The organism is Staphylococcus marylandisciuri, assembly GCF_025519785.1.
GTDB classification, from domain to species: domain Bacteria; phylum Bacillota; class Bacilli; order Staphylococcales; family Staphylococcaceae; genus Staphylococcus; species Staphylococcus marylandisciuri.
The window spans coordinates 1-26,228 of sequence record NZ_JAOPKZ010000001.1 but is presented as its reverse complement, the minus strand read 5'-3'; the positions used below and the strand labels follow the sequence as shown (position 1 = coordinate 26,228).

Sequence of the window (26,228 nt, the reverse complement as noted above, 5' to 3'; positions counted from 1 at the left end):
CATCATGAATAAATTAATTGCACAAATTGAAAAAGGGAAACCTTTTTTCGAAAAATTATCTAGAAATATTTATCTTAGAGCGATACGAGATGGTTTCATATCAGCCATGCCCGTTATTCTATTCTCAAGCTTATTCTTACTAATTGCTTTCGTACCAAATATCTTTGGATTTACGTGGTCTAAACAGATGGAAGGCATACTGATGAAACCTTACATCTATACCATGGGTCTTGTTGCTTTTCTAGTTGCGGGCACGACAGCTAAATCACTCACCGATTCATATAATAGAAAGTTAGACACTACGCAACAAATTAATTTCCTATCTACTATGCTTGCTTCTATGTGTGGTTTCTTATTACTAGCTGCAGAGCAAGTTAAAGATGGCGGTTATATGAATGCATTCATGGGTACTAAAGGTCTGCTCACGGCTTTCTTATCTGCATTTGTTACAGTTATTATTTATCATTTTTGTACTAAGAAGAATATAACTATTAAAATGCCGAAGGAAGTGCCGCCGAACATATCACAAGTGTTCAAAGATATCATACCGTTTTCACTCGTGATTCTTGTTCTGTATGGTCTTGACTTACTTATCCACTTAACGGTTCACACTACAGTAGCCGAAGCTATACTAAAAATATTTGAGCCGCTATTCACCGCTGCAGATGGATGGGTCGGCATCACTATTATCTTCGGTGCTTTCGCATTCTTCTGGTTTGTAGGTATCCATGGTCCTTCTATAGTTGAGCCTGCTATTGCGGCGATTACATACGCCAATATCGAAACGAACTTTAAGCTAGTTCATGCAGGTGAGCATGCTGATAAAATACTAACTTCTGGAACTCAAATGTTCATCGTTACGATGGGAGGAACTGGAGCAACGCTCGTCGTACCTTTCATGTTTATGTGGTTAGCGAAGTCTAAACGTAATAAAGCAATTGGGAGAGCATCCGTAGTACCTACTTTCTTCGGTGTCAATGAGCCTATTCTATTCGGTGCACCACTCGTATTGAATCCTATATTCTTCATTCCGTTTGTCTTTGCGCCTATAGCAAACGTTTGGATATTTAAATTTTTTGTTGATGTGTTAGGTATGAATAGTTTCAGTGTGAACTTACCTTGGACTACGCCGGGTCCACTAGGCATAGTTATGGGTACCGGCTTTGGTATATGGGCATTCATATTAGCTATAGTGCTGATATTAGTCGACATCGTGATTTATTATCCATTCTTAAAAGTCTATGATAATGAAATTCTGAAAGAAGAATTAGATAAATCTAATGATAAGAAATCAGAACAATTACAAGATAAAGTAAGACAAAACTTTGATACTGCGAAAGCTGATAAAATATTAACTCAAGATGAACCTGTTACGCGTCAGACAGAAACACCTGACACGAGTGTAGCTTCTGAAGAGCCAATCAATGTCCTTGTCTTATGTGCAGGAGGAGGCACGAGTGGATTATTAGCAAATGCTTTAAATAAATTTGCCTCTGAGTATGGTGAGAATATCACCGCTGCTGCTGGTAGCTACGGTGCTCATATGGATATCATGAAAGATTATCAGCTTGTCATATTAGCTCCTCAGGTGGCTTCTAACTATGAGGATATCAAATTTGATACAGATAGATTAGGTATCAAACTAGCTAAAACTCAAGGAGCAGAATATATAGAGTTAACACGAGATGGTGAGAAAGCACTACATTTTGTAAAAGCGCAATTTCAATAGGTAATACGGAGTGATATAAATGGTAAAAGAATTTCCACAAGGTTTCATCTTTGGTGGTGCTACAGCTGCCTACCAAGCTGAAGGTGTAACTCAATCAGAAGGAAAAGGTAGAGTAGCTTGGGACACTTACTTAGAAGAGAATTATTGGTATACAGCAGAGCCAGCGAGTGATTTCTACCACCAATATCCCATTGATTTAAAATTATGTGAAGAATTTGGGATTAACGGGATTAGAATTTCTATAGCTTGGTCGCGTATTTTCCCTGACGGCTACGGTAAAGTAAATAAAGCTGGCGTAGAGTTCTATCATCGTCTATTTAAGGAATGCCACAAGCGTCATGTAGAACCCTTCGTTACACTTCATCACTTTGATACACCAGAAGTTTTGCATAAGAATGGTGATTTTCTCAATCGTGAGAACATAGATTACTTTGTGGATTATGCTACATTTTGTTTCAAGGAATTTGAGGAAGTTAATTATTGGACTACTTTTAATGAAATCGGTCCTATTGGCGATGGTCAATATTTAGTGGGGAAATTTCCTCCTGGTATCAAATATGATTTTGAAAAGTTATTTCAATCTCATCACAATATGATGGTAGCTCACGCTAAAGCAGTAGCAGTCTTTAGAAAGCTAGGTATTTCAGGTGAGATAGGTATAGTGCATGCGCTTCCTACTAAATATCCTTTAAATAAAGATAGCGCAGCGGATGTTCGAGCTAGTGAACTCGAAGATATTATTCACAATAAATTTATACTCGATGCGACATATTTAGGTGAGTATTCAACTAAGACGTTGAATGGGGTTAATGAGATACTATCGATTAATGGTGGTAAGTTATCGATTACCGACGAAGATCTTGAAATATTACGATTTGCTAAGGATCAGAATGACTTCCTAGGTATAAACTATTATATGAGCGATTGGATGACCTCCCACGATGGAGAGAATCACATCACGCATAATAGTAAAGGTGAGAAAGGGGCTTCGTTGTATCAGTTAAAAGGAATCGGGCAAAGAGAATATAATGTTGATATACCGCGTACAGAATGGGATTGGATTATCTATCCTCAAGGTTTAGTAGATCAAATCAAACGTATACAAGTCGATTATCCAAATTATAACAAGATCTATATCACTGAAAATGGATTAGGTTTCAAGGATCATTTCGATGAGAAGAATAAGACTGTTGACGATAAAGAACGGATCGATTATATTAAAGCTCACCTAGAAGCTGTATTAGAAGCTATAGATCAAGGGGCAAATGTACAAGGTTATTTCCTATGGTCCCTAATGGATGTATTTTCATGGTCAAATGGTTATGAAAAAAGGTATGGACTATTTTATGTTGATTTTGCAACTCAGCTAAGATACCCGAAGAGCAGTGCATATTGGTTTAAAAAAGTTATCGAACAGAATCGTTTAGATTAATATCTATATATTAGTTTAATTATTATTCATTCTCGTTAAGAACTACTTCCCAATACCTAGGTTAGTGCAGTTCGCAATTAGCAACATCTTTGCCCAGTGTTCACGAAATATCACGGGTAACACTCTGACTTTAGAGGTAATTTAACAATAAAAAATATGATCGTTTTAGTGGGAGCGGGACAGAAATCTAATTTGAACAAAAAGATTTCGTAATCCCGCCCCGGCAAGGATGACTAGAATTAAAAAAAGCTTGATACAAGCGCATTTTCAAATCAGTCATCTACTGCCAAGATGCTGAAAGGGCCTGGGACATTACATTATGTTTCAGCCTCTTTCTCTCTAGTCAAAGAGTATTATGTCCCAGCCTCTTTCTCTCTAGTCAAAGAGCATTATGTCCCAGCCTTGCTTATATCATCTAGAGTACATGCTTTAAAGGATAGAAATATCTTTTCATAGCAGGATAACTTATTATATGAGGAGCGTATTAATGAAGAAATATCTATTGATACTATTAATTACAGCTTTAGTAATCACTTTAGTATCATGTAATAGTCGAGATCTTTTAAAGAAGAAACAATCCTATACTAAAGAGCAAATCGTTCCGACCTTTTACCTGCATGGTTATAAAGGGACAGTGAATTCAACTCAATTTCTCACTCATGCTGCTAACAAAGCGCACAACCATCCTATTGTTTACGCTGATGTAGATGCTAAAGGACGTGTTCATTTAAAAGGGCGTATTGACAAATATAACCCGTCTCCAATAGTAGTTATTAAACTTGAGGATAACCAAAATGGAGATTTAGATACTAATGCATTGTGGGTTAAGCACGCTATAGAAAAAGTATACGACGAGCAGAAATTTGATAAATTCAACATGGTTATGCACTCTATGGGGAACTTGTCATTTAGCTATTACATGTTAAATTACGGAAATGATAAACACCTACCACAGCTTAATAAGCAAGTTAATATTGCCGGAACCTTCAACGGTATATTAAATATAAATGATAAAGTAAATGCGAATAGTATAGATAAAAATGGTAAACCTAAGCATATGACGCGTGAATTTAAGCACATAGTACCTATGAGAGATAATTATAAGAATAAAGGTATAAAAATATTAAATATTTACGGTGATTTAGATGATGGGACAAACTCAGATGGCCGGGTTAGCAATGTATCTTCACTATCTCTTAAATATATTTTAGGCTCGGTAGTGTCTCAGTATGAAACATATAAGGTTTCCGGCGAAGAGGGAGACCATAGCGCCCTTCATGATAGTGACAAGGTAGCCAGCAAAATTAATGCGTTTTTGTGGGACGAATAACATATTAATTATTGCGACAATATTTAAATTAAATTAATTAATCCAGGGGACACTTTTCTAAAATAAGTATAACGGGTATTAAATTATTAAAAGGAGGAATACTATGCAAACTGAACAATTAATACTCGCAAATAGACCTAAAGGTATGCCTGATGAGCAGACTTTCAAATTAGAAAAAGTAGAGGTTGCTTCACTAACTGAAGGTGAAGTTAAGCTGAAATCACTATACATTTCTGTCGATCCCTATATGAGAGGACGTATGAGCGATAGTGACTCATATGTTCAACCATATGAGTTGAATAAACCGATTCAAGGTCATATTGTAGCCGAAGTGCTTGAATCTAAAGGAGACAATATTCAAAAAGGTGATATAGTCACTGGTATCTTACCATGGAAGAAAGAAATGGTGGTGCCTCAAGATGCAGTGCAAGTGGTTCCTAAGTTAGATGTACCATCTTATTTATACTTAAGCGTGCTCGGAATGCCAGGGCAAACTGCATATCATGGCTTATTAAAAATTGGACAACCTCAACCCGATGAAACTGTTGTAGTTTCTGCAGCTTCTGGAGCTGTAGGTTCAGTTGTAGGACAAATCGCAAAGATTAAAGGAGCTAAAGTCGTTGGCATAGCAGGTGGTAAGGAGAAGACTGCCTATTTAGTTAACGAGTTAGGATTTGATGCAGCGGTAGATTACAAAGCAGGCGATTTCTCTGAGCAATTAAAGAAAGCTGTCCCAAATGGTATTGATGTTTATTATGAGAATGTAGGTGGCGATATAGCTGACGAGGTCTTCAAACATCTTAATACTTTCGCACGAATTCCAGTTTGTGGTTCAATTTCAAACTATAATAATACAGAAGTAGATATAGGCCCGCGGATTCAACCCATGCTGATCAAAAATCAAGCTTTAATGAAAGGGTTTGTAGTGCATAATTATTTAGAGGATTTCCCTCGAGCAGCTAAGGAACTTGCGAGCTGGGTTCAATCAGGTCAAATTAAAACGAAGACGTCTATTGAAGAGGGATTTGAGAATTTACCAAAAGCATTTAGAAAGCTATTTACAGGGGACAACTTTGGTAAACAAGTTGTCAAAGTTGGGAGCGGAACAGAAATCTAATTTGAATAAAAAGATTTCGTAGTCCCGCCCCGGCAAGGATGACTAGAATTGAAAAAAGCTTGATACAAGCGCATTTTCAAATCAGTCATCTACTGCCAAGATGTTGAAAAGGCTGAGACATTACATTATGTCCCAGCCCCAAAGTTGCTGATAAGAGTGAATAGGAGGTCTAGTCAATGAAAGCAATAGGTGCTGATGGAGCTTTTAAACTTGAGGACGGAAATTATTTTTATGAATTTGATAAAGAAAAGCCTACACCAAAAAATAGAGAATTGCTCGTAAAGATTAAAGCGATTAGTGTCAATCCCGTCGATACTAAGATTCGCCAAACTGAGCCATCAGAAGCACCTAGAGTCTTAGGTTTCGACGCAGTTGGAATAGTGGAAGCGATGGGTGACGAGGTAGAACTTTTCAACTTAGGCGATGAAGTTTATTATTCCGGATCTCCCGAATATCCAGGGTCCAATGAGACTTTCCAACTGGTTGATGAACGCGTAGTAGCGCGTAAACCATCAAACTTAAGTTACAATGAAGCGGCGAGTCTTCCGTTAACGGCTTTAACAGCCTCTGAAACCTTATTTGATGTGTTTAAGATTTCTGATAAACCTGAAGAGAACAAGACGAAGACCTTGCTCATCATTAACGGCTCAGGCGGAGTTGGAAGTATTGCAACGCAAATTGCTAAAGGTTACGGTCTCAACGTAATTACTACTGCCTCTCGAGAAGAGACTAAAGAATGGTCTTACCAAATGGGGGCTGACCTTGTGCTGGACCATAATAATGACCTAGCTGAAGAGTTCCGTCAACATGAGTTAAATGAAGTAGATTATACTTTTTGTACTTTTAACAGTGATATGTACTATGAGACGATGATTGAATTAACTAAAGTACGAGGAACGATTGCAACGATCGTTGCCTTCAACGATAAGCAAGATTTAAATTTACTCAAATCTAAAAGTATCACATTGACTCACGAGTACATGTATTCTCGCTTAATACATCAGGCTGAGGATATCATACAACATCATCGTTATCTCACCGATGTAACTGAAAAAGTAGAGCGAGGACTTTACCAACCAACTGTCAATGAAGTGCTTGACGGTTTGTCAGCTGAAAATTTATATACAGCACATCAAAAACTAGAATCTAATCAAATGATTGGAAAACTGGTTATCAATCTAGAAAGTGAAGAAGACTAAATTGTATCATGCACAGAGCGAGTCATTAATCTCTTAGTTGCTATATTAGTAAGAGCCTACAGTAATCCCAGGAGCCATGTTGAAATGCACGCCTGGGATTATTTGTGTTGAGAAGACATTATGTAGGTAATGTATTAAGTATTAAACGTTAAATATAGTGAGTAGTAATAATTTAAAAAGCATATTAACCGTCCTAAATACGATTAGGCCGCTTGTAAGAGGGTATGAGAGTTACATCGAACCTAAGGAGTGTTATTAAATTATGAAGAGGAACAAATTGACTATTGTCTTTTGGGTTGCTTTAGCTATATGTTCAGCCTTCGTTGTTTACGGAGCTATATTACCCAAGCGACTTGAAACAACAACTCAAAAGATTACTAACTTTATAGCGGTTAACTTTGGATGGTATTACCTATTACTTGTACTCGCTATACTCGTTATCTGTGTCTATCTACTATTCTCAAGATTCTCATCTATCACGCTAGGGGAAGAAGGAGAAGACCCTGAATTCTCGCTCAAATCGTGGTTTGCTATGCTGTTTAGTGCGGGCATGGGTATCGGTTTAGTCTTTTGGACTACTGCTGAACCGATAAGTCACGCATTTAAGATGACGCCTATCCACAAGGCTGGCACACAAAGTGCGATTAACGACGCGATGCAATTCGCCTTTTTCCATTGGGGTGTACACGCTTGGGCTGTATATGGAATAGTTGCGCTGGTCTTCGCTTACTTTAACTTTCACAAAGGTTATCCAGGCTTAGTTAGTGCTACCTTAGTACCCGTATTTGGTCAACGTCTGATGAAAGGCCCTTTTGGAGGTGCTGTTGATGTCTTAGCTATTATTGCTACAGTTACTGGTGTTGCAGCAACTTTAGGTTTTGGAGCCTTACAGATTAACGAAGGCTTACATTTTCTATTCAAATTGCCATCTAACTTCGGCATGCAAGTAGTCATCATAGTTATTGCTACCGTACTCTTTACATGGTCTGCTTGGTCTGGAATTGATAAAGGGATTAAGAACTTAAGTAATATTAATATGATACTTGCTTTCGCTGTGTTAGTAGTTCTTTTTATAGTAGGACCGACACTCACTATTCTCAATACGTTTACAAATTCATTAGGTGACTATATTGCAAACTTCTTTAATATGAGTTTACGTATTCCGCAAAGCGGTGGAGAGAAATTCAAATGGATGCAAAACTGGACTATTTTCTACTGGGCATGGTGGATTTCTTGGGCGCCATTCGTCGGAATATTTATTGCCCGCGTATCTAGAGGACGTACGATCAAGGAGTTTATACTCGGCGTGCTTTTCGTGCCTGCGCTAGTTTGTTTCTTATTCTTCGCTGTATTTGGAGCGACTGCTATCTATTTACAAGAAAATCATATTGCTAATATCGCAAAGCAAGCTACAGAAACAGCTACGTTTGCAACACTTGAGCATTTCCCACTCGGTTTTGTTTTAAGTATAGTCACACTCGTCGTCATTATGATATTCTTTGTAACTTCTGCGGACTCTGCTACGTATGTCTTAGGAATGTTGAGTTCAAAAGGCGATATCAATCCAAGCTCGTTCGTAAAGGTAAGTTGGGGTGTCATTCTAGCGCTATTCGCTATAATAATGATCTACACAGGCGGTACGCAATCGATACAAAATTTATTGATCATTGCCGCGTTACCATTCTCACTCGTCATTATCTTTATGATATGGGGATTATTTAAAGCTTTAGCTGATGAAAAACCACGAACACATCAGAAGATACTCGGGGAAGATTATAAAGTCTTACACTATCGCAAATCCCAATTAGAAGACGAAGTTAGAACATCACAAGAAGAAAAGTAATAAAGATATTGTAGAAATATATTTTTACAAAAAATTTAATCTTACGTAAGGATTTCACTAAAAAAATTAATAAGAATGTTTTTAATGTTAAAATTAGGGTATTTAGACCATATCAAGAGAACATTTAAACTATCATATAGGAGGTGTCATACGAGGTGAAACGACTTAAAAATTTTATATTAGGCCTATTGATAGTAGTAATCGTCGGGTTCTTGCTCTTTATGTATATTAAGGATTCTCGAATTACTCAATATCAAGATTACTTCTACCAGTTTAATTGGTTTGAACCTTTACTTATCGGTTTATCAGCCTTTTTAATACTTATCGGTCTAATTCTTGTGTTTAGCTTGTTTAAACCTACGTATCGCAAACCTGGATTGTATAAAGATTATGAAGACGGTCATATTTACGTATCACGTCGAGCAGTTGAAAAAACAGCTTACGATACAGTTGTAAAATATGATCAAGTTAGACAGCCTAATGTAGTAGCTAAATTGTTTAACAAGAAGAACAACTCTTACATCACACTTAAGGCAGATTTCTTTGTGCCTGGTGATGTACAAGTAAAACAATTAACTGAACAAATTAGAAACGATATCAAAGAAAACGTCGAGCATTTTGCTGAAATTCCAGTTAAAAAACTAGAGGTAAATGTTAGAGATCAAAAAGCCTCAGGTCAACGCGTGTTGTAAGGGAGGGTTAATATGGCTAATAACAATAATAATCAACATGATCAAGATTCACTTCAACAAGTTATTGATTTCGTAAAAGCTTATCAGTGGCGTGTAGTTGGATTTCTCGCATTTTTAATCATAGCGATATTATTCTTAACACTCGGTTTCTGGAAGACTATTTTAATTGTATTATTATGTTTGATCGGAATAGGAATCGGGTATATAAAAGACCGTAAGCAAGACTTTATGAATTTTTTAAATCGATGGAGCTAGAGATAAAAGAAATTATTCGATAAAAATTTAAATTACTTTAAAACGAAAAGGAGAATGTGTTATGGCAGTAGATAACAACAAAGCGAAACAAGCTTATAACAATCAATCTGGAGTAAATGAAAAAGAAAGAGAACAACGCCAAGAACGTAATGAAGAACAACAAGAGCAACAATTTAACAACAAACTTACTTTCTCTGATGAAGTGGTAGAGAAAATTGCTGGTATTGCAGCTCGCGAAGTTAAAGGTATCTTAGAAATGAAAGGCGGCTTCGTAGACAATATTTCCAACTCATTCGGTAGCGGAAACAACGTTACTCAAGGCGTGAGTGTTGAAGTTGGCGAAAAACAAGCTGCGGTAGATTTACGTGTTATCTTAGAATACGGTGAATCTGCACCAAAAATCTTCAAAAAAGTTACAGATATCGTTAAAGAACAAATTAACTACATCACTGGCTTAGAAGTGGTAGAAGTTAACATGCAAGTTGATGACGTTATGACTAAAAAAGAATGGGCACAAAAAAATGAAAAAAACCAACGCAACAACAATGAAGAAAAAGGATTACAATAATTCTTAATGCATTACTTTGAGGCTGGGACATAATGTAATGTCTCAGCCTCTTCAACATCTCGGAATGACTGATTTGAAAACGCGCTTGTATCAAGCTTTTTTCAATTCTAGTCATCTTTGCCGGGGCGGGACTACGAAATCATTTTATTCAAATTAGATTTCTGTCCCGCTCCCTTTGTTTTAATGATATGTGAATTAGCACAACGTTACGTATTCCTTATTTATTGATGCTATGAAGAATTTTCCGCTAACTATATTAATTGAGCATATCCTAAATTATGCGTAAGTTGTCTCGATAATGTAGTTTATTGGTATTGATTAGAAGAGACGAAAGAGGCTGGAACATAAAGGTCTTTGACTAGAGAGAAAGAGGCTGGGACATAATGTAATGTCTCAGCCTTTTTCAGTATCTTGGCAGTAGATGACTGATTTGAAAATGCGCTTGTATCAAGCTTTTTTCAATTCTAGTCATCCTTGCCGGGGCGGGACTACGAAATCTTTTTATTCAAATTAGATTTCTGTCCCGCTCCCAACAGAGAGAAACCGATGAACGGCGTCCCAAATACAAAGTTGTCGGCAGAAACGCTCACGATGCGACAAAATTTGTAAAACAATTTTTGCTCATCATTCGGTTCTGATCAAAGCATACAAGCTTTCGTCCGACCACTAGTTTTCCGGTAGGCGATATGACAGTTGATTAGATTGCTCTCTTTGACTCATGAATCACTCAGCGGGTTCTCTACTTTTCGATAAATGTAATCATCTGCTTCGTCTATTAAACGCATGGCAGTGACACATTTATAGTCGATAGTATGTGCAAAAATAATAGATTTGATATCCTCTATGCGCTGTTGTTGTTCAGGCATAGTAGAACCAATGCGTGTTATTTGTTCGTCTATTAGTATACGTATAGTTGACCACAAGTGGTGTTCCAGGGTGGGATCTTCATCATATTTGCTTAAAGTTAATACAAGTTCACCTAAATGGTTCTGTATCGTCGAATAAAACATTTTATTAAATACGGTAGTAGGGTCTGAACAGAGTATAAGTGACTTATCATGAAAATGGTCTGTAGAATGCCCCATTACATCGAGTTGTTGAGAATCAATGCGTAATCCTTCAAAATCTCGAATAATAATTTTTTTAATTTCTCCATCCTTGTTAAATACAGCGATCGTATTTTGTAAATGAGCTTCCATTGAAATACCGTACTTAACATATAGAGATAAAGTTACCGAAAGCAGAAGACGGGCATACTTTTCAAACCATGTAATGATTGTGCTACGTTCTATTTCACTATTCTGAGACGTTTGATATTGCTTCAATAAAGATATGATGAGAGGAGTCTTATCGCCTATACTTGAAATAACTAAGCTAGAGCTGATAACTGGCAAGCTATCAGACGGAGCATCTAGTAACTGATAAACATTAGTTCGATACAACGTGCCTAATTCTTCGCTTCTTCTCGTTTGTATTTCACCTGTAAGCTGCGTATCAAAATAATGAGCTCCTGCAAATTCATCTAATATGTTAAATTTAGCAGATGAGAATAAGGAATCGTTATTCATTATATTTCGTAGCATTTCAGTCACTAATGGACCGTTAAACGTCGTTTGTTCTGACAGCGTACGTATCTCCCCTGTAATATGAACATTGACTGGTAGTTTAATATGCGGCTCTAAAGATGGTTGCATAGGCATTAGTGTTCTGAAAGATAAACCCGAGTAATACGTAGGGCTATAATTTATTAGTATATAATCTACTTCAGGAACGAGTAACTTCAGATCCTGTTCTAACGCGTATTGATACTGCCAAGGATGCATCGCCAAGACAACATAGTCATCTAATATATCCTCTCCAAAGCGATCTATGATGGAAGCTTCCAATTGGGGGAAGGAGCGCAAGATATTCGCGTTGTAAGAGTTACCAATAGTTTGCAATTTCACTTTGTCTTTACTCATCAACATGAACTTTAGGTGAATAGGCTGACTAAACTCTGAGGAGTAGCGAATAGTATCAGCTATGGACATGCCTTTGCGTAATTTAGCACCAGGGTGCAATGGATGCCCTTCAATTACACTTTGCTCTGATGTTAAAAAAGGATCTGTTGAATCTGCAATTTTTTCATACATTGATCGACTATCACGATCGGCTTTCCAGAGGCTATAGCTTAGACTTAAAGCTAAATTGGTTGTACTGTTCTCCAGATCTGACTCAAATTGATCGCTAGCTGTATTTTTATAGTCTGGATGCTCTGTAAGTATGTAAGTTAATATTTCCGCTGAATGTTTCACACGACGAAAGTGCTTTAAATGATTTATAGTGTAAAAAGGACCTTGCACTTCTATGCGGTCGAATGCATGAGTACTAGTAATATTGGCATATAGTGTGACCTTGCTTCTTTCAAAAGGTAGAGCGAGGAGCAAGTCACTTGTTAAATAAGATTTTAATTGTCTAGGGCAATCATCTAGCGGTATAATCTTGCTGTGATAATAGGTACCAACGATGTTCTCACGATATACTGAGGCTATGATCCTCTGAGTAATCTTGTCTCTAGCTACCATTATAGATTGAGTAAAATAACGTAACCAGCTAGACGATACATGTGATAAATAGTTATGCGCTTCTTGTTCAGTTGGAGTTAAAGTTAGTTCTTCGTTATCTAATTTAATTTTATTATTCATAAAGCACCTCAATGATTATTTTACAAATTTATATAATCTTTGTATAATAAAGCTTATTAGTAATTGATAATTATTATCAATTGAATTAAACTGACCTTTGCTTATCTTTTATAATAACAATATTAATTATAGAAACGGTGGAGGAAAGCACTTAATTTAGAGAATTTATAACTCGTCCACTATTAAATGAGTGCGCTTTTTTAAAAAAGATGGAAGGAGGTAGTGAACATGGAGGATATGATATGGACCCAGGGAGATTTGAGCGAGCAATATCGCATAATAAATAGTTTAATCAAAGAGCAACTCTTTCACGAATCAACATTGATAACTGAAAATAACCATTACATAAATATACAATACCGAGCACACATCTTACAAATTAGAGTGAAATATAAAGGAGCATTAGCGCGATATACCTTTTCTGGAAAGATAAAATATCGTCGAGGTCATCAAGAAACAGTGATCGACAATTGTGAAGAACTGCTCGAGGTACTGCGTACACGCTTCGATCTAAACATTGCTAAAGACTTATATGACGAGCTCATTTCGAGTCGGGATGGTTTCGTTATGACTTATCGTCAATTTGAAAGTCGTAAATCTACGATACAAGCAACAATGAAGTATGCGCGCTTACCGATGGCTTTAAACTTTATTGGCTGGTTACACCACATGCAACATACGAATAGTTTAGATACGTTAACTTATAGTGAAAGCCTTGGCTTTGAAGGTCATCCTACCCATCCATTATCTAAGACTAAGCTTTCTCTAAGTGAACAGGACATTAAAAGGTATGCTCCTGAATTTGAAAGGGTTATCCCGTTAAATATCATGCTTATACGTAAAGATGTGGCACACGCTTCTAGTATGAGAAGTGATGAGCAATTTATACTTAAATATGTTATTCCTGACTATCGTTATAAATTAAGAGCCTTTATAGAGCCTTTAAATAAAGATTTAGAGGATTACTTTGTCATATTTGTGCACCCGTGGCAATATCATAACATCATCGTGAAAAGATTTATTTCATGGATGGATCAGTGTAAATTAATTCCCACGCCGTTTACAATTGATAGTAAAGCTACTTTAGCATTTAGAACGATGTCCCTCATAGACCGTCCGTATCATGTGAAACTTCCTGTCAATATACAAATGACTAGTGCCGTGAGAACAGTAGGAGCAGCGACCACGATGGATGGTCCACGTTTGAGTTATCAATTACAAGAATTGGCGCATAGCTATCCTAACTTTCAAATAGCTAAAGAACCATACGGTATACACGCTGTTACCAAAGATGATGACGAGCGACAGCTAGCTTGTATAATTAGACAAAAACCGTCGTTTAATCAACAAGGGATAGCGCTTGTTAGTGCCAGTCTTGTTAATATTAACCCTATCGACAATCGAAATATTTTAGAAAGCTATTTAGAGTGGGTAGGAGATGGTGTATGTCAGAGAAGTGTGGAGCACTTCATTCAGACATATGCCCAACAATTAATTAGACCTCTTATCGCCTATATTCAACGCTATGGGGTAGCACTTGAAGCTCATATGCAAAATACTGTAGTTCAGTTAGGCCCGAATTATGAAATGGGATTTTTAATTAGAGATATAGGTGGGGCGCGCATTGATTTAACTTCACTTAGCAAAGTAGTGAGAGATGTTAAATTAAACAACCAGAGCTTAATAGCGCATGATATTAAAGAAGTTATTCAAAAGTTTCAACACGCAATTATTCAAAATCAGTTTGGCGAGCTCATTCATCATCTTGCTCAATATGACTATATAGATGAGAGAAAGTTGTATCGAATCGTACAAGAAACAATTGATCAAGCTATTGATGACTCACGGCCTCATGCCCAAGCTTTAAGAGCGTATTTATTTGGACAGACAATCACAGTGAAATCTCTACTACGTATGAGAATGGAACAGCGAGTGAAAAAATATAAAGTCATCGACCTCGACAATCCTATTAGAAAAGAGGTGTAATAGTTGGCTCACGTTGAAATAAATCTATCTAAAATACAATATAACGCTTTAGTAATAGGGAAGACACTGGCGCGTCATCATATCCATTTTACTCCTGTATTAAAATGTGTAGCGAGTGACTCACGAATTGTGAGTAAGCTCAATGAGATAGGTTTAACACATTTTGCAGAATCACGAATAGACAATATAAGCCGCTATGATGAAACAGAGAATTCATTTACAATGTTGCGCGCTACGAGTCAAGATGATCTTGAACTACTCGTGCAAAAGTGCACTATGAGCATACAAACTGAACTGGCTACAATTCGAGAAATTAATGAAATAGCTAGAAAGCAAGGAGTTAAACATCAAATTCTACTAATGGTTGATTGGAAAGATGGCAGAGAAGGCGTGCTGACTTACGACCTAATCAATTATGTTAGAGAAATAATAAATATGCATTATATTAACCTACAGGGCTTAGCTTTTAACTTCATGTGTTTAAGTGATATCGCACCTGATGAAAATGACGTGAAGATGATGACTGATCTGATAGAAGCGGTTGAATCAGATACTCAGTATCGTTTTCGTCTTATCTCTGGGGGTAACTCAAGCATGCTTCCTTTGTTGATGTATCGAGATTTAGAGCGCATCAATGAACTAAGAATTGGTGAAAGTCTGTTTAGAGGCATCGAAACTACGACAGAAGGTAAAATCGCTTCCTTATATCAAAACTGTATTACACTCAAAGCTGAGATAATTGAAATAAAACCACGAATAAATATTAACTCTAATGAAAAATACTTACAAGCTATACTAGATATTGGTCGTTTAGATACAACGATTGATGAGCTAGCCCCATTAAATGACGACATTACTATAGTTGGTGCAACCAGTGATCAATTAATGGTAGATTTAAAAGCACAAGATTGCTATCAACTAGGGGATGACATTCAGTTTGGTTTAGGGTACTCTGCACTGAGTCACACGATGTTTTCACATCATTTAAAGAAGGTGTATGTGGAGGATAGCGGTATAGAGGCGATCAATCAGCACTTAAACCATCGATCCTGTACTAGTCTAAATTAGAGAGCTTAACTTCTAATGATTGAGATAGAGTTATAGGGTAGCTTATCGTGAACTATGGTCCACACCTAATTACTTTAGATAGCACTTCGTAATAGCTTAATTATTACCAGGGAGCAAGATGATGAAATTCGTTTGGTTTCGGTCTTGCTCCTGTTTTTTAGTTGTAAAGCTTATAAAGTTTTCATCTTTATAAGTTGAGTAGTATATTTAATTAAGATAGCGTAAAAGTTTTAGATAAAAGATTAAATTCGCTCAATCGCCTAATTAACGCACTTTAATAACAGTATATTAAAACACTTCTTTGGTTAAAGAGGAATTATATTTAATCATTTGTTGAATAAAGTCTTCATATCGTATACAGTAAGTAAATAAGTACACAATTAAATGTAGTTAAAAGTTTTTAATTGAGTTAAAAGTTTATAGTGTCAATACTCATATTTTTAATATTATGATTAATGACTGATGGAACTCTGAATTTCACCAATAAAGTAACTCACTTATCTTTTCTACATACTTAAGGGGTGAACTTATTGAAAAGTTATAGTAAGAAACAGGTACGCAAAGGTCGTATTAAATTTATAACCATGTCAATTCTCGGCATTATATTATTCCTCGTTCCAATTAACGTGACGATGGATGGAGAGAAACAAACTTCATTACCTGTGGCGTACTTAGCTAACTGCCTTAAGGAATTAATCGGTAATGCAATGCCTCTCCTTCTCTTAACCATCATTACGGTTTCAGGTGTACTATCGGTGGTTTGTTCGACGTTTTTAAAAAGTAAACTCAAACCTGGAACGCTCATAAATGATGGGTTTAACGTTAAATGGATTTGGCTACTCCTGCGTATAATAGCAGTTATCTTTTCATGGCTAGTATATTTAAAAGTGGGTGGAGAAATAATCTATTCTGAGGACACCGGCGGGTTAGTCTTCAACAGTTTATTACCGACGTTAGTCTCTGTATTTTTCCTTGCTGCCTTATTTTTACCGTTATTGATGGAATATGGATTGCTAGAATTATTAGGGCCGATATTTCGTCCGATCATGCGTCCATTATTCACATTGCCAGGTCGATCCACCGTAGATAATTTGGCTTCATTTATTGGGGATGGTACGGTAGGAGTGCTCATCACTAGCACCCAGTATGGTAGAGGTATTTACTCTAGGAGAGAGGCTACTGTTATCTCAACTACTTTTAGTGTAGTATCTTTAACATTTGCTATAGTCATTGCTAAGACTGTACATATGCAAGCACATTTCTTTTACTTTTATTTTGCGGCAATCGTTTCATGTTTAGTTTGTGCGGTGATCTTACCCAGAATATGGCCACTAAATAAGGTTCCTGATGAGTATGCTAAGGATGTTCCTGAGAATGAACGTCACGAATCTTTACCTAAAGGAACAAATGCTCTGAAATATGGTTTTGACCAAGCAACTCGCGCTGGGATTGAAGCGCCAAACTTAGTTAATTTCTTTAAATCTGGACTGAAAACGGTTGTAGATATGTGGTTCGTAATATTACCTATCGTGATGAGTATAGGTACAATTGCGACGATTATTGCTAATTACACGCCTATATTCGAGTGGATTGGTAAACCCTTTGTACCTTACCTCGAATTGCTTCACATCCCAGAAGCTTCTCATGCTTCAGAAACGATGTTGATTGGCTTTGCCGATATGTTTCTACCATCCATTTTAATCGATGGGGCACAAAGTCAGATCACTTTATTTACTGTTGGGGTGTTAAGTATAACGCAACTCATTTATCTTTCTGAAGTTGGTGGGGTCATCCTAGGTTCTAAGATACCTGTTAGTATATTTAGATTGTTTGTTATCTTTCTAATCAGAACAATTATCTCTTTACCTATTATTTCTTTAATGGCTCATCTTTATTTCCGTTAAATGAGACAAGGAGTTTCTGTTGATATATCTTCTTCAGTAGGAGCTTGACGAATATAGCTCATTAACATTTAAAGTTGTTACTAACATGGCTTCGTCATAATTCAGCCAGCACTTTTTAGTCATGCTTGTCTGAGGATATTATCTCTAGGGTGAGCAGGCTGAGTGCTGGCTTTACTCGAACTATACAGAGGTGTTTAGTAGTTATTATAGTGTCTTACTATATATATTGTGGCAAGCACCTTAAAATTAGAATATCATGCAGTTTACTTCAGCTGCTCTAGTACATCCGCTTTCACAATTTCATTGCTGAGAACAGGAGATTCTTCAGAGTCAGGTTTAGATTTACGGTGAGCATTTTTGAATGCATCACTGTTAACCCATCCCTTGAAATCATCTTCACTTTTCCACCACGTATTGACGTATAAATCTTCATAATCATTGTCAGTTTGAACCTTCCACACTTCTATTCGAATAAATCCTTTCATTTCTTTGATTCCGTTATTTTTGGTGAACATGGGTGCCATCTTTGTAGCATAACCCGTTTTTACTTGTAGACGATTAGTTACAACAAACATATCGTATCCTCCTTTAACTAGATTAGAGTTTGATAGCTACATAAAACAGGGAGCGGGACAGAAATCTAATTTGACTAAAAAGATTTCTGTCCCGCTCCCTCCTTTAAAGTTACCATCTATTGTCTAAACAATTACTTGGTCAATTCATTATATACTTTTTGATCATTGTGTGTGTAAATAATGTATTCATGGTCGTCAGTGTCAATAATAACGCGATTTGTTTTGCCGAAAGTAGAACCAATACGTGAAACTTTGTCAGCATCTAATTTTGGCACAGCGTGAATATTTTGATCTTGAGAAATGTTAGTAATATCACTAGTAGGAATTTTAATATCAGCTACACGCCATTGAATCTTAACCTCATTATTATCTTTTTTAACTGTCATTGCCATAAATAGAACACATCCTTTATTCGTTTTATAATTCCATGTTAAAAGAATATGCAATCGGTTTCAAGCAAATCACGAGATATAACACAAAGATTTCACACTATTTAGAAATACTATCAAAACGGTATTTAAATAATGAATAAAGGTTAATTAATAGACTTTAAACGAAAGTATGTTCGTTTTTAGGTAGTGATGTGGTAAAATGAATTTATTACTCAAAGGAGTTCTCATATGACAGGTAAGACACACTTTTCATTAGGAATCCTAGTCGGAGCTTCTGTCGCTACGTATTACCAAGAGGATGTATTTGCAACGATTACGATCGTAGCTCTATCAGCTCTAAGCAGTATCTTTCCAGATATTTGTCACACTAAAAGTAAAATAGGTCGACGCTTAGTACTCTTAAGTGTTGTCTTCAGTTTATTAGTTGGCCATAGAACGCTAACGCATTCCTTATTATTTGTGATATTAATAGGGGTGTTACTCCACATTTTGAATACTCCGATCGATTTCTTTTTAGCGATTACAATTGGGCTTTGTTCACATATTTTTCTCGATATGCTAACCCCTCGAGGTGTTAAATTATTGTACCCATTACCGATAAATGTTAAATTTCCAGTGACTTTTAAAACTGGAGGAATAGTAGATTTATCTCTAGCTACTGCGCTTATGATAGGCTCATTGTACCTCTTGTTTACTTCATATTGGCAAGGGATATTTATTAATATGTTAAAATAAAATCGAATTTAAATAATTAAGTATATGACTCTAAAAGGAACGAATGGATAAGGAGAGTTTGAAAGTGGATAAGAAAGAGTTAGAGAAATATGGTCAAAGTCACTTAATTGAATTTGCAAAGCTTATGAGTTCCAATGAAAAAGAACGCTTAGAAGAAAAAGTAGATGAAATTGATCTAGAAGAGCTTAAACAATTGTACGAAGAATTGTATGTCAATCAGGAGAAGATTGAAGATGTAGCTGATGTTTCAGAGGTTCAATTTGAAGCTAAAGATCAACTTACTGGTGAAGAAATTCGTAATTATGAAGATATCGGACTAGGTGCGATAAAAGACGGTAAGTTCGCGGTTGTATTACTCGCTGGCGGACAGGGCACGCGTTTAGGCTACAGAGGGCCTAAAGGTACTTTTGAAATCGAAGGAGTGAGCTTGTTTGAATTACAAGCGCGCCAACTGATTCAACTATCAGAAGAAGTAGGTACTAAAATTCACTGGTACATTATGACTAGTGATATCAATGACAGACAAACGCGATTATATCTAGAAGATAAAGAATATTTTGGCTATGATCCAGCTTACATACATATTTTCAAACAAGAAAATATGGTAGCTTTATCAGAAGATGGCAAACTTGTATTAGACGAGCAAAATAATATTTTAGAAACACCAAACGGTAACGGTGGTGTGTTTAAATCACTTAAAGAAGCAGGTTACTTAGATCAAATGAACGAACTAGGTGTTGAATACCTATTTTTCAATAATATAGACAATGTATTAGTGAAGGTTTTAGATCCGTTATTCGCAGGGTATGCTTATCAACACAGTAAGGATGTTACAACCAAATCTATCTTACCTAAAGATGGAGAAAGTGTAGGACGATTGGTGAACGTCAATTACAAAGACACTGTGTATGAGTACTCTGAACTCGATGCAGCGGTTGCTAACCAACTCAAGAATGCTAATATAGGTATTCATGCTTTTAAATTAGTATTTATACTTAATGAAGTGGAGAGAACGCTACCGTTCCATTTAGCTGTGAAGAATCTCAAACAATTAGATGAGGACTTTGGTGTAATCGAAAGGCCGACGTTGAAATTTGAGCTCTTTTACTTCGATATATTCAGATACGCGAATAGTTTTATAACGTTACAAGTACCGAGAGAGGAAGAATTTTCTCCGCTAAAAAATAAAGAAGGAAAAGATAGTGTAGAAACTGCTACAACTGATTTAAAAAGACAAGAAATATTATAAGTGAAAAGGTGGAGAAAGTATGAAAGAAGTGAGAAAGAGCGTGCAGAAAAGTAAAGTTAGATCAACTTTTAGAGACATTATCCCCCTTTCTTTTGGGGAGGAAATAGGAAATACTGTCTCCCATGGTGCGGCCGCTTTAATTACGCTGTTGCTATTACCCTATGCTGCTGTGCTCAGTTACATTAATGGAGGGATATTACAGTCGTTTAGTGTTTCTGTATTTGTGATCAGCCTCTTTCTTATGTTTCTTTCATCTACTATCTATCATGCTATGGCTAACGATTCATCCCATAAATTTATTATGCGAATTATAGATCATAGTATGATTTACCTCGCTATATCTGGCACTTACACGCCTGTTTGTTTAGTTGTAGTAGGTGGTTGGCTAGGTTGGCTCGTAATGATCATATTATGGAGTCTGACGTTGTGGGGGATACTCTATAAATCACTAGTCAGTCATGTAAATCATAAGCTAAGTATGGTTATTTATCTCGTTATGGGTTGGATCGGAGTACTGTTGGTTCCCTTTATCATTTCGCATACCTCTATATTATTTATGCTGTTTATCTTGTTAGGTGGTTTGGCCTATACGATAGGCGCTTGGTTTTATGCTCAAAAGGAACGAGCATACTTTCATATGATTTGGCATTTATTCATCGTTATGGCTTCAGCGTTTCACTTGATAGCCATCGTATATTTTATTTAACAATGATTAGTGTTGAACAGAGGTCGGGACAAAAACGTTGAGGATTTGGGCCGGGGCCCCAACAAAGAGAAACTGATAATTCAGTTTCTACAAGCACTGCGAGTTGGGGTGGGGCCCCAACACAGAGAAACTGATAATTCAGTTTCTACAAGCACTGCGAGTTGGGGTGGGGCCCCAACAAAGAGAAACTGGGACATAAATCCCAGCCTTTTCAACATCTCGGCAGTAGATGGCTGATTTGAAAATGCGCTTGTATCAAGCTTTTTTCAATTCTAGTCATCCTTGCCGGGGCGGGACTACGAAATCTTTTTTGTTCAAATTAGATTTCTGTCCCGCTCCCTCAACATCTCGGCAGTAGATGGCTGATTTGAAAACGCGCTTGTATCAGGCTTTTTTCAATTCTAGTCATCCTTGCCGGGGCGGGACTACGAAATCTTTTTGTTCAAATTAGATTTCTGTCCCGCTCCCGAATCGTGAGCGTTTCTGTCGTCAATCCTGCTATTGGTACGCCGTTAATCGGTGGCCCAGAGCAAAGAATCTTTATGTCTCCTCATCTTCACTATGTGCTCGATTTAAATATTTATGGAGGTGTTCTATGAAACTCAAATCAATTGGAGTAGTAACAGCGCTTGTATTGATTATGTTTATGTCAGCAATAGAAACTTCAATTGTTTCTCTGGCCTTGCCGACTATTCGCAATGATTTAAATGTTAAAGATTCTATTTCATTGATATTTGCTATATATTTTATAGCTATCGTTATAGCCAATCCCATTGTAGGCGAACTGTTAGATAGGATAAGAATTATATATATTACTATAAGTGGAATTTCACTGTTTTTAGTCGGAAGTTTATTATCAGGTTTGAGTCCTGATTTCGGGTTTTTAGTTATATCGAGGTTTATTCAAGGATTAGGCGCTGGAGTTATGATGGCTTTAGGTCAAATCGTGCCTAAGCTCGCATTTGAAATTCCTTTGCGTTATAAAATTATGGGTGTGGTCGGCAGCGTTTGGGGTATCTCAAGTATTATTGGACCATTGCTTGGAGGAGCAATTCTAGAATTTGCAACTTGGCATTGGCTATTTTTTGTTAATATTCCCATCGCTCTCGTAGCTATCATATTAGTGTTCATAACCTTCCATTTCGACAACGAAGCTAACAATTCACATCACAAACTTGACGTTAAAGGACTAAGCATTTTTTACGTATTTATCTTTTTCTTACTCATAGCGTTGATGGGTCATGGTCCAGCGTATTTAACTATAATCTCTATTGCGTTGGCTATCATTACAGTAGTCATATTAGTTAAAGCAGAAAGCAACGTAGCAAGACCTTTTATACCCGTTAAAGAATTTAATTCTATGATTGGATTAGTATTTGTAACAGACTTTTTATACGCTATTATGCTGATGGGTTATAATATTTACATGCCTATATATCTGCAGGACAAACTGGGTTTAACACCGCTACAAAGTGGTTTCGTAGTATTTCCTATTTCACTAGCTTGGCTTACATTAAATTTTACATTAGATAAAATTGAAGCTAAACTCACTCGCAAAGGTTTATATTTAGCAGCTTTTACAGCGTTATTCATTTGTGGTGTGTGCATCTATGTTGGAGTACACCTACCGTTGTTTATAGCGGTCAGCTTCTTATTAGCGGGAGCGAGCTTCGGTACTATATATACTAAAGATAGTGTGATAACCCAAGAAGAAACAGATCCTAACAACATGAAGCGGATGATGTCCCTATATACCTTAACTAAAAGTTTAGGCAACTCTATTGGCTCTACTGTTATGGGGGCGATATATGCGCTCTCTATTCCGTTTATCTATTTAAGCATACAAAATATCATAATTGCTACACTCATTATTCTGTTAGCTTTAATGATTATTTGGGCGTTCTTCTTTAGAAAGTCTAATATTTTTAGATCATAATAAACTATGAAAAATAAGGTTTTTGAATTTAAGCTATAATTACTAGGTGTTAGAATAGAATAAGCAATATCTTCGAAAAATTATGGAGAGGTGGTTAACTTTGAATGAAATATATTAAATATTTATTCTCAACGTTAATCATGCTCTCTATTTTTGTAATATCAGGTGGCATTTTTTTAGCATTTCTTGGATTAGGTATGTACGGGTTAAGCCGTATTCTGATTTATTTACATTTAGCTGAATTCACTTATAATAAAAGCTTTTATGATAATTCTTTCTACTATGGTAGTTATATCGTATTAGGTTATTTCACATTATTTGTAGTTGAACAACTGATGGATTATTTTAGAAAGAAAGCTCCGGATAGTGAATATTTGCGAGGGAGTACGTTTCATTTAATATCTTTTTCGCTAACGACCATCATGTTTTACTTCGTAATTCATGTACATTACCAATACATTCATATCGATTTTTGGGTAGTTCTTGTTATCATAGGTTTTCTCTACATATGTAAAGAGATCTTTTACCCTGATAGTGAAAACCTCAATCGAAGAAAATAAATTAATGCTACTACTGTGGGTGTTAAATGCTAAAGAATGAGCTAACTTTTTTTTAATCTCGTATTTAGCATATATACTAAATACGAGTGTGATAGATTAATAACAAACTTTGTTAATATACATAGGATAAATACATTTAAGAGGGGGAAAGCAAAGTGCTAACTGAAGATAAAGTGAGTGAAATTGTCGGGGAAATTAAAGACCCTATTATAGATGTTCCTCTAACTGAAACAGATGGGATTATCAATATCTCTATTAAAGAGGAGATAGAACATGTCAGTGTTAAACTTGCAATGGCACAGCTTGGAGGGCAACCTCAGTTAGACTTACAAATGAAGGTAGTGCAAGCCTTAAAAGATAATGGGGCAAAAACAGTAGGCATTCGTTTTGAGGAATTACCACCTGAAACAGTTGAAAAGTATACTGGGAAGAAAAAGGATGAACCGCAAACTATTGAAGGGCTACTTTCAAAAGATAATCCAGTAGAATTTATAGCCATTGCATCCGGTAAAGGTGGTGTAGGTAAATCTACTGTTGCGGTAAACTTAGCAGTTTCTTTAGCAAGAGAAGGTAAAAAAGTAGGTTTAGTAGATGCTGATATTTACGGCTTCAGTGTACCAGATATGATGGGTATCGAAGGTAAGCCAGCTGTTGAAGGTAAAGAAATTGTTCCAGTTAACCGTCACGGGGTTAAAGTTATCTCAATGGCGTTTTTTGTGGAAGAAAATGCCCCGGTGATTTGGCGTGGCCCTATGCTAGGAAAGATGCTGACAAGTTTCTTTACAGAAGTTAAATGGGGTGAGCTTGACTACTTGCTTCTCGACTTACCTCCAGGCACTGGAGATGTAGCATTAGATGTGCATACGATGTTACCTTCTAGTAAAGAAATCATCGTTTCAACACCACACCCAACTGCTGCGTTTGTAGCGGCTCGCGCTGGGGCTATGGCGAAGCATACTGAACACTCGATTTTAGGTGTTATAGAAAACATGTCATATTTTGAAAGTAAAGAAACTGGAAATAAAGAGTACGTGTTTGGTAAAGGTGGGGGAGAGAAATTAGCTGACGAGTTACAATCAGAACTATTAGGCCAACTTCCGTTAGAGCAACCATCTTGGGATCCTAATGACTTTGCACCATCTATTTACCAAGCAGATGATCGCCTAGGTAAAATATATAAAAATATGGCTCAACGAATTATTGAAAAAACTTCAAGTGATTAATTACTTTATGAGGTCGTGACAAAAACGTTTAGGATTTGAGCAGGGGGCCCCAACAAAGAGAAACTGTTAAACCAGTTTCAACAAGCACAGCGAGTTGGGGCGGCCCTATAAAAGCGAAGCCGGAGGCGGGATATAAAGGTCTTTGACTAGAGAGAAAGAGGCTGGGACATAATGTAATGTCTCAGCCTCTTTCAGCATCTCGGCAGTAGATGACTGATTTGAAAACGCGCTTGTATCAAGCTTTTTTCAATTCTAGTCATCCTTGCCGGGGCGGGACTACGAAATCTTTTTATTCAAATTAGATTTCTGTCCCGCTCCCTTTTTTACTGATTACAGAATCAATGTCGGAGTAAAAAGTCATTGATAGGGAAAGTTTTATTTAATAGTAAAGATGTTTGTATAAAGTGAAATATAGAACTGAAATTAATTAACATTGGCCCTTGCAAAATAAGGAAAAAGTGTTACAATATCTTCTTGTGAGTTGAAATAAGGCGATGTTAAAAAAGTTAAATTTAATTATTGACATCAAGGTATTTCATTGATATTATATAAAAGTCGCTAAAAAGATATATAAATTATAATATTGGATTGCAAATTAGTGTAAAAATTATACTTGCAAAGTTCACTAACATAATTTATTATTGTAAAAGTAATGTTAAAAACTTTTAACTTTCTAAAGCTTATATTGACATTCTGTAAAAGTAATGATAATATAAGTTAGCGATTGAAATGAACATTGAAAACTAAATGACAATATGTCAACGTTAATTCCAATAAACACAACATGTTAGTAATAACGCAATCAATTTACGAGCTAATCAAACGCTTTTTATGGAGAGTTTGATCCTGGCTCAGGATGAACGCTGGCGGCGTGCCTAATACATGCAAGTCGAGCGAACAGACGGGGAGCTTGCTCCCCCGACGTTAGCGGCGGACGGGTGAGTAGCACGTGGGTAACCTACCTATAAGACTGGAATAACTCCGGGAAACCGGGGCTAATGCCGGATAACATGTGGGACCGCATGGTCCTACAGTGAAAGGCGGC

General features: G+C 36.5%; 24 protein-coding genes and 1 rRNA gene. 22 read left to right on the top strand and 3 right to left on the bottom strand.

What is annotated here, in order from left to right:
* The first annotated feature begins 1 nt into the window (after position 1).
* From N9R04_RS00125 to N9R04_RS00080, 10 genes are all read left to right on the top strand, one after another.
* A complete protein-coding gene (locus N9R04_RS00125) occupies positions 2-1,729 on the top strand; it encodes a lactose-specific PTS transporter subunit EIIC (protein ID WP_262853706.1) in 1,728 nt (575 codons plus the stop codon).
* 19 nt (positions 1,730-1,748) lie between these two features.
* Entirely contained in the window at positions 1,749-3,161 is a 1,413-nt protein-coding gene (lacG, locus tag N9R04_RS00120) for a 6-phospho-beta-galactosidase (RefSeq protein ID WP_262853433.1), read from the top strand.
* A gap of 487 nt (positions 3,162-3,648) precedes the next feature.
* Complete coding sequence (locus N9R04_RS00115; protein WP_262853432.1) at positions 3,649-4,491, top strand: alpha/beta hydrolase; 843 nt, start codon at positions 3,649-3,651, stop codon at positions 4,489-4,491.
* A 103-nt stretch (positions 4,492-4,594) separates the two neighbouring features.
* Complete coding sequence (locus tag N9R04_RS00110) at positions 4,595-5,608, top strand: NADP-dependent oxidoreductase (protein WP_262853430.1); 1,014 nt, start codon at positions 4,595-4,597, stop codon at positions 5,606-5,608.
* 176 nt (positions 5,609-5,784) lie between these two features.
* Positions 5,785-6,807, top strand: a complete 1,023-nt coding sequence (locus N9R04_RS00105) for a zinc-binding alcohol dehydrogenase family protein (RefSeq protein ID WP_262853429.1) — start codon at positions 5,785-5,787, stop codon at positions 6,805-6,807.
* Positions 6,808-7,069: 262 nt separating this feature from the next.
* Complete coding sequence (locus tag N9R04_RS00100; protein WP_262853428.1) at positions 7,070-8,650, top strand: BCCT family transporter; 1,581 nt, start codon at positions 7,070-7,072, stop codon at positions 8,648-8,650.
* Between the two features lie 155 nt (positions 8,651-8,805).
* Positions 8,806-9,342, top strand: coding sequence for an alkaline shock response membrane anchor protein AmaP (gene amaP / locus N9R04_RS00095; protein WP_262853426.1), 537 nt, complete (start codon positions 8,806-8,808; stop codon positions 9,340-9,342).
* A 12-nt stretch (positions 9,343-9,354) separates the two neighbouring features.
* Positions 9,355-9,597: a DUF2273 domain-containing protein gene (locus N9R04_RS00090; protein ID WP_262853425.1), complete on the top strand. Its 243-nt coding sequence runs from the start codon at positions 9,355-9,357 to the stop codon at positions 9,595-9,597.
* 61 nt (positions 9,598-9,658) lie between these two features.
* The gene (locus N9R04_RS00085; protein ID WP_262853423.1) at positions 9,659-10,165 is read left to right on the top strand and encodes an Asp23/Gls24 family envelope stress response protein; all 507 of its coding nucleotides are present in this window, start codon (positions 9,659-9,661) and stop codon (positions 10,163-10,165) included.
* A 474-nt stretch (positions 10,166-10,639) separates the two neighbouring features.
* Positions 10,640-10,774, top strand: a complete 135-nt coding sequence (locus tag N9R04_RS00080) for a hypothetical protein (protein WP_262853421.1) — start codon at positions 10,640-10,642, stop codon at positions 10,772-10,774.
* Between the two features lie 107 nt (positions 10,775-10,881).
* Here the strand turns inward: N9R04_RS00080 and N9R04_RS00075 are convergent, their stop codons facing one another.
* Positions 10,882-12,849 (bottom strand): IucA/IucC family protein, encoded by a 1,968-nt coding sequence (locus tag N9R04_RS00075; protein WP_262853419.1) that lies wholly within the window; start codon positions 12,847-12,849, stop codon positions 10,882-10,884.
* A 228-nt stretch (positions 12,850-13,077) separates the two neighbouring features.
* Here N9R04_RS00075 and N9R04_RS00070 point away from each other — a divergent pair, with 228 nt between their 5' ends.
* From N9R04_RS00070 to N9R04_RS00060, 3 genes are all read left to right on the top strand, one after another.
* Positions 13,078-14,835 (top strand): IucA/IucC family protein, encoded by a 1,758-nt coding sequence (locus N9R04_RS00070; RefSeq protein ID WP_262853418.1) that lies wholly within the window; start codon positions 13,078-13,080, stop codon positions 14,833-14,835.
* A gap of 3 nt (positions 14,836-14,838) precedes the next feature.
* Positions 14,839-15,903, top strand: a complete 1,065-nt coding sequence (locus N9R04_RS00065; protein ID WP_262853416.1) for an alanine racemase — start codon at positions 14,839-14,841, stop codon at positions 15,901-15,903.
* A 530-nt stretch (positions 15,904-16,433) separates the two neighbouring features.
* Positions 16,434-17,807, top strand: coding sequence for a YjiH family protein (locus tag N9R04_RS00060; protein WP_262853414.1), 1,374 nt, complete (start codon positions 16,434-16,436; stop codon positions 17,805-17,807).
* A 263-nt stretch (positions 17,808-18,070) separates the two neighbouring features.
* Here the strand turns inward: N9R04_RS00060 and N9R04_RS00055 are convergent, their stop codons facing one another.
* Together N9R04_RS00055 and N9R04_RS00050 are read right to left on the bottom strand one after the other, a co-directional pair.
* Entirely contained in the window at positions 18,071-18,382 is a 312-nt protein-coding gene (locus N9R04_RS00055) for a heme oxygenase (protein WP_262853412.1), read from the bottom strand.
* A gap of 131 nt (positions 18,383-18,513) precedes the next feature.
* Positions 18,514-18,774 (bottom strand): SunI/YnzG family protein, encoded by a 261-nt coding sequence (locus N9R04_RS00050; RefSeq protein ID WP_262853410.1) that lies wholly within the window; start codon positions 18,772-18,774, stop codon positions 18,514-18,516.
* A gap of 228 nt (positions 18,775-19,002) precedes the next feature.
* On the opposite strand from N9R04_RS00050, the gene N9R04_RS00045 reads away from it, so the two are divergent.
* The 9 genes from N9R04_RS00045 to N9R04_RS00005 all read left to right on the top strand — a co-directional run.
* On the top strand, positions 19,003-19,509 hold the full coding sequence (locus N9R04_RS00045) for a metal-dependent hydrolase (protein ID WP_262853409.1): 507 nt from the start codon (positions 19,003-19,005) through the stop codon (positions 19,507-19,509).
* A 43-nt stretch (positions 19,510-19,552) separates the two neighbouring features.
* Entirely contained in the window at positions 19,553-20,758 is a 1,206-nt protein-coding gene (locus N9R04_RS00040; RefSeq protein WP_262853408.1) for a UTP--glucose-1-phosphate uridylyltransferase, read from the top strand.
* A gap of 19 nt (positions 20,759-20,777) precedes the next feature.
* Entirely contained in the window at positions 20,778-21,464 is a 687-nt protein-coding gene (gene trhA / locus N9R04_RS00035) for a PAQR family membrane homeostasis protein TrhA (RefSeq protein WP_262853406.1), read from the top strand.
* A 45-nt stretch (positions 21,465-21,509) separates the two neighbouring features.
* A complete protein-coding gene (locus N9R04_RS00030) occupies positions 21,510-21,701 on the top strand; it encodes a hypothetical protein (protein WP_262853404.1) in 192 nt (63 codons plus the stop codon).
* Between the two features lie 236 nt (positions 21,702-21,937).
* Positions 21,938-22,063 (top strand): hypothetical protein, encoded by a 126-nt coding sequence (locus N9R04_RS00025; RefSeq protein ID WP_262853402.1) that lies wholly within the window; start codon positions 21,938-21,940, stop codon positions 22,061-22,063.
* Entirely contained in the window at positions 22,060-23,400 is a 1,341-nt protein-coding gene (gene sdrM, locus N9R04_RS00020; RefSeq protein ID WP_262853400.1) for a multidrug efflux MFS transporter SdrM, read from the top strand. The genes N9R04_RS00025 and sdrM overlap by 4 nt, the downstream gene beginning before the upstream one ends.
* 104 nt (positions 23,401-23,504) lie before the next feature.
* On the top strand, positions 23,505-23,960 hold the full coding sequence (locus tag N9R04_RS00015; RefSeq protein WP_262853398.1) for a SepA family multidrug efflux transporter: 456 nt from the start codon (positions 23,505-23,507) through the stop codon (positions 23,958-23,960).
* A 155-nt stretch (positions 23,961-24,115) separates the two neighbouring features.
* Complete coding sequence (salA, locus tag N9R04_RS00010; RefSeq protein WP_262853396.1) at positions 24,116-25,183, top strand: iron-sulfur carrier protein/transcriptional regulator SalA; 1,068 nt, start codon at positions 24,116-24,118, stop codon at positions 25,181-25,183.
* A gap of 828 nt (positions 25,184-26,011) precedes the next feature.
* Positions 26,012-26,228, top strand: a 16S ribosomal RNA gene (locus tag N9R04_RS00005); the annotation flags it as partial.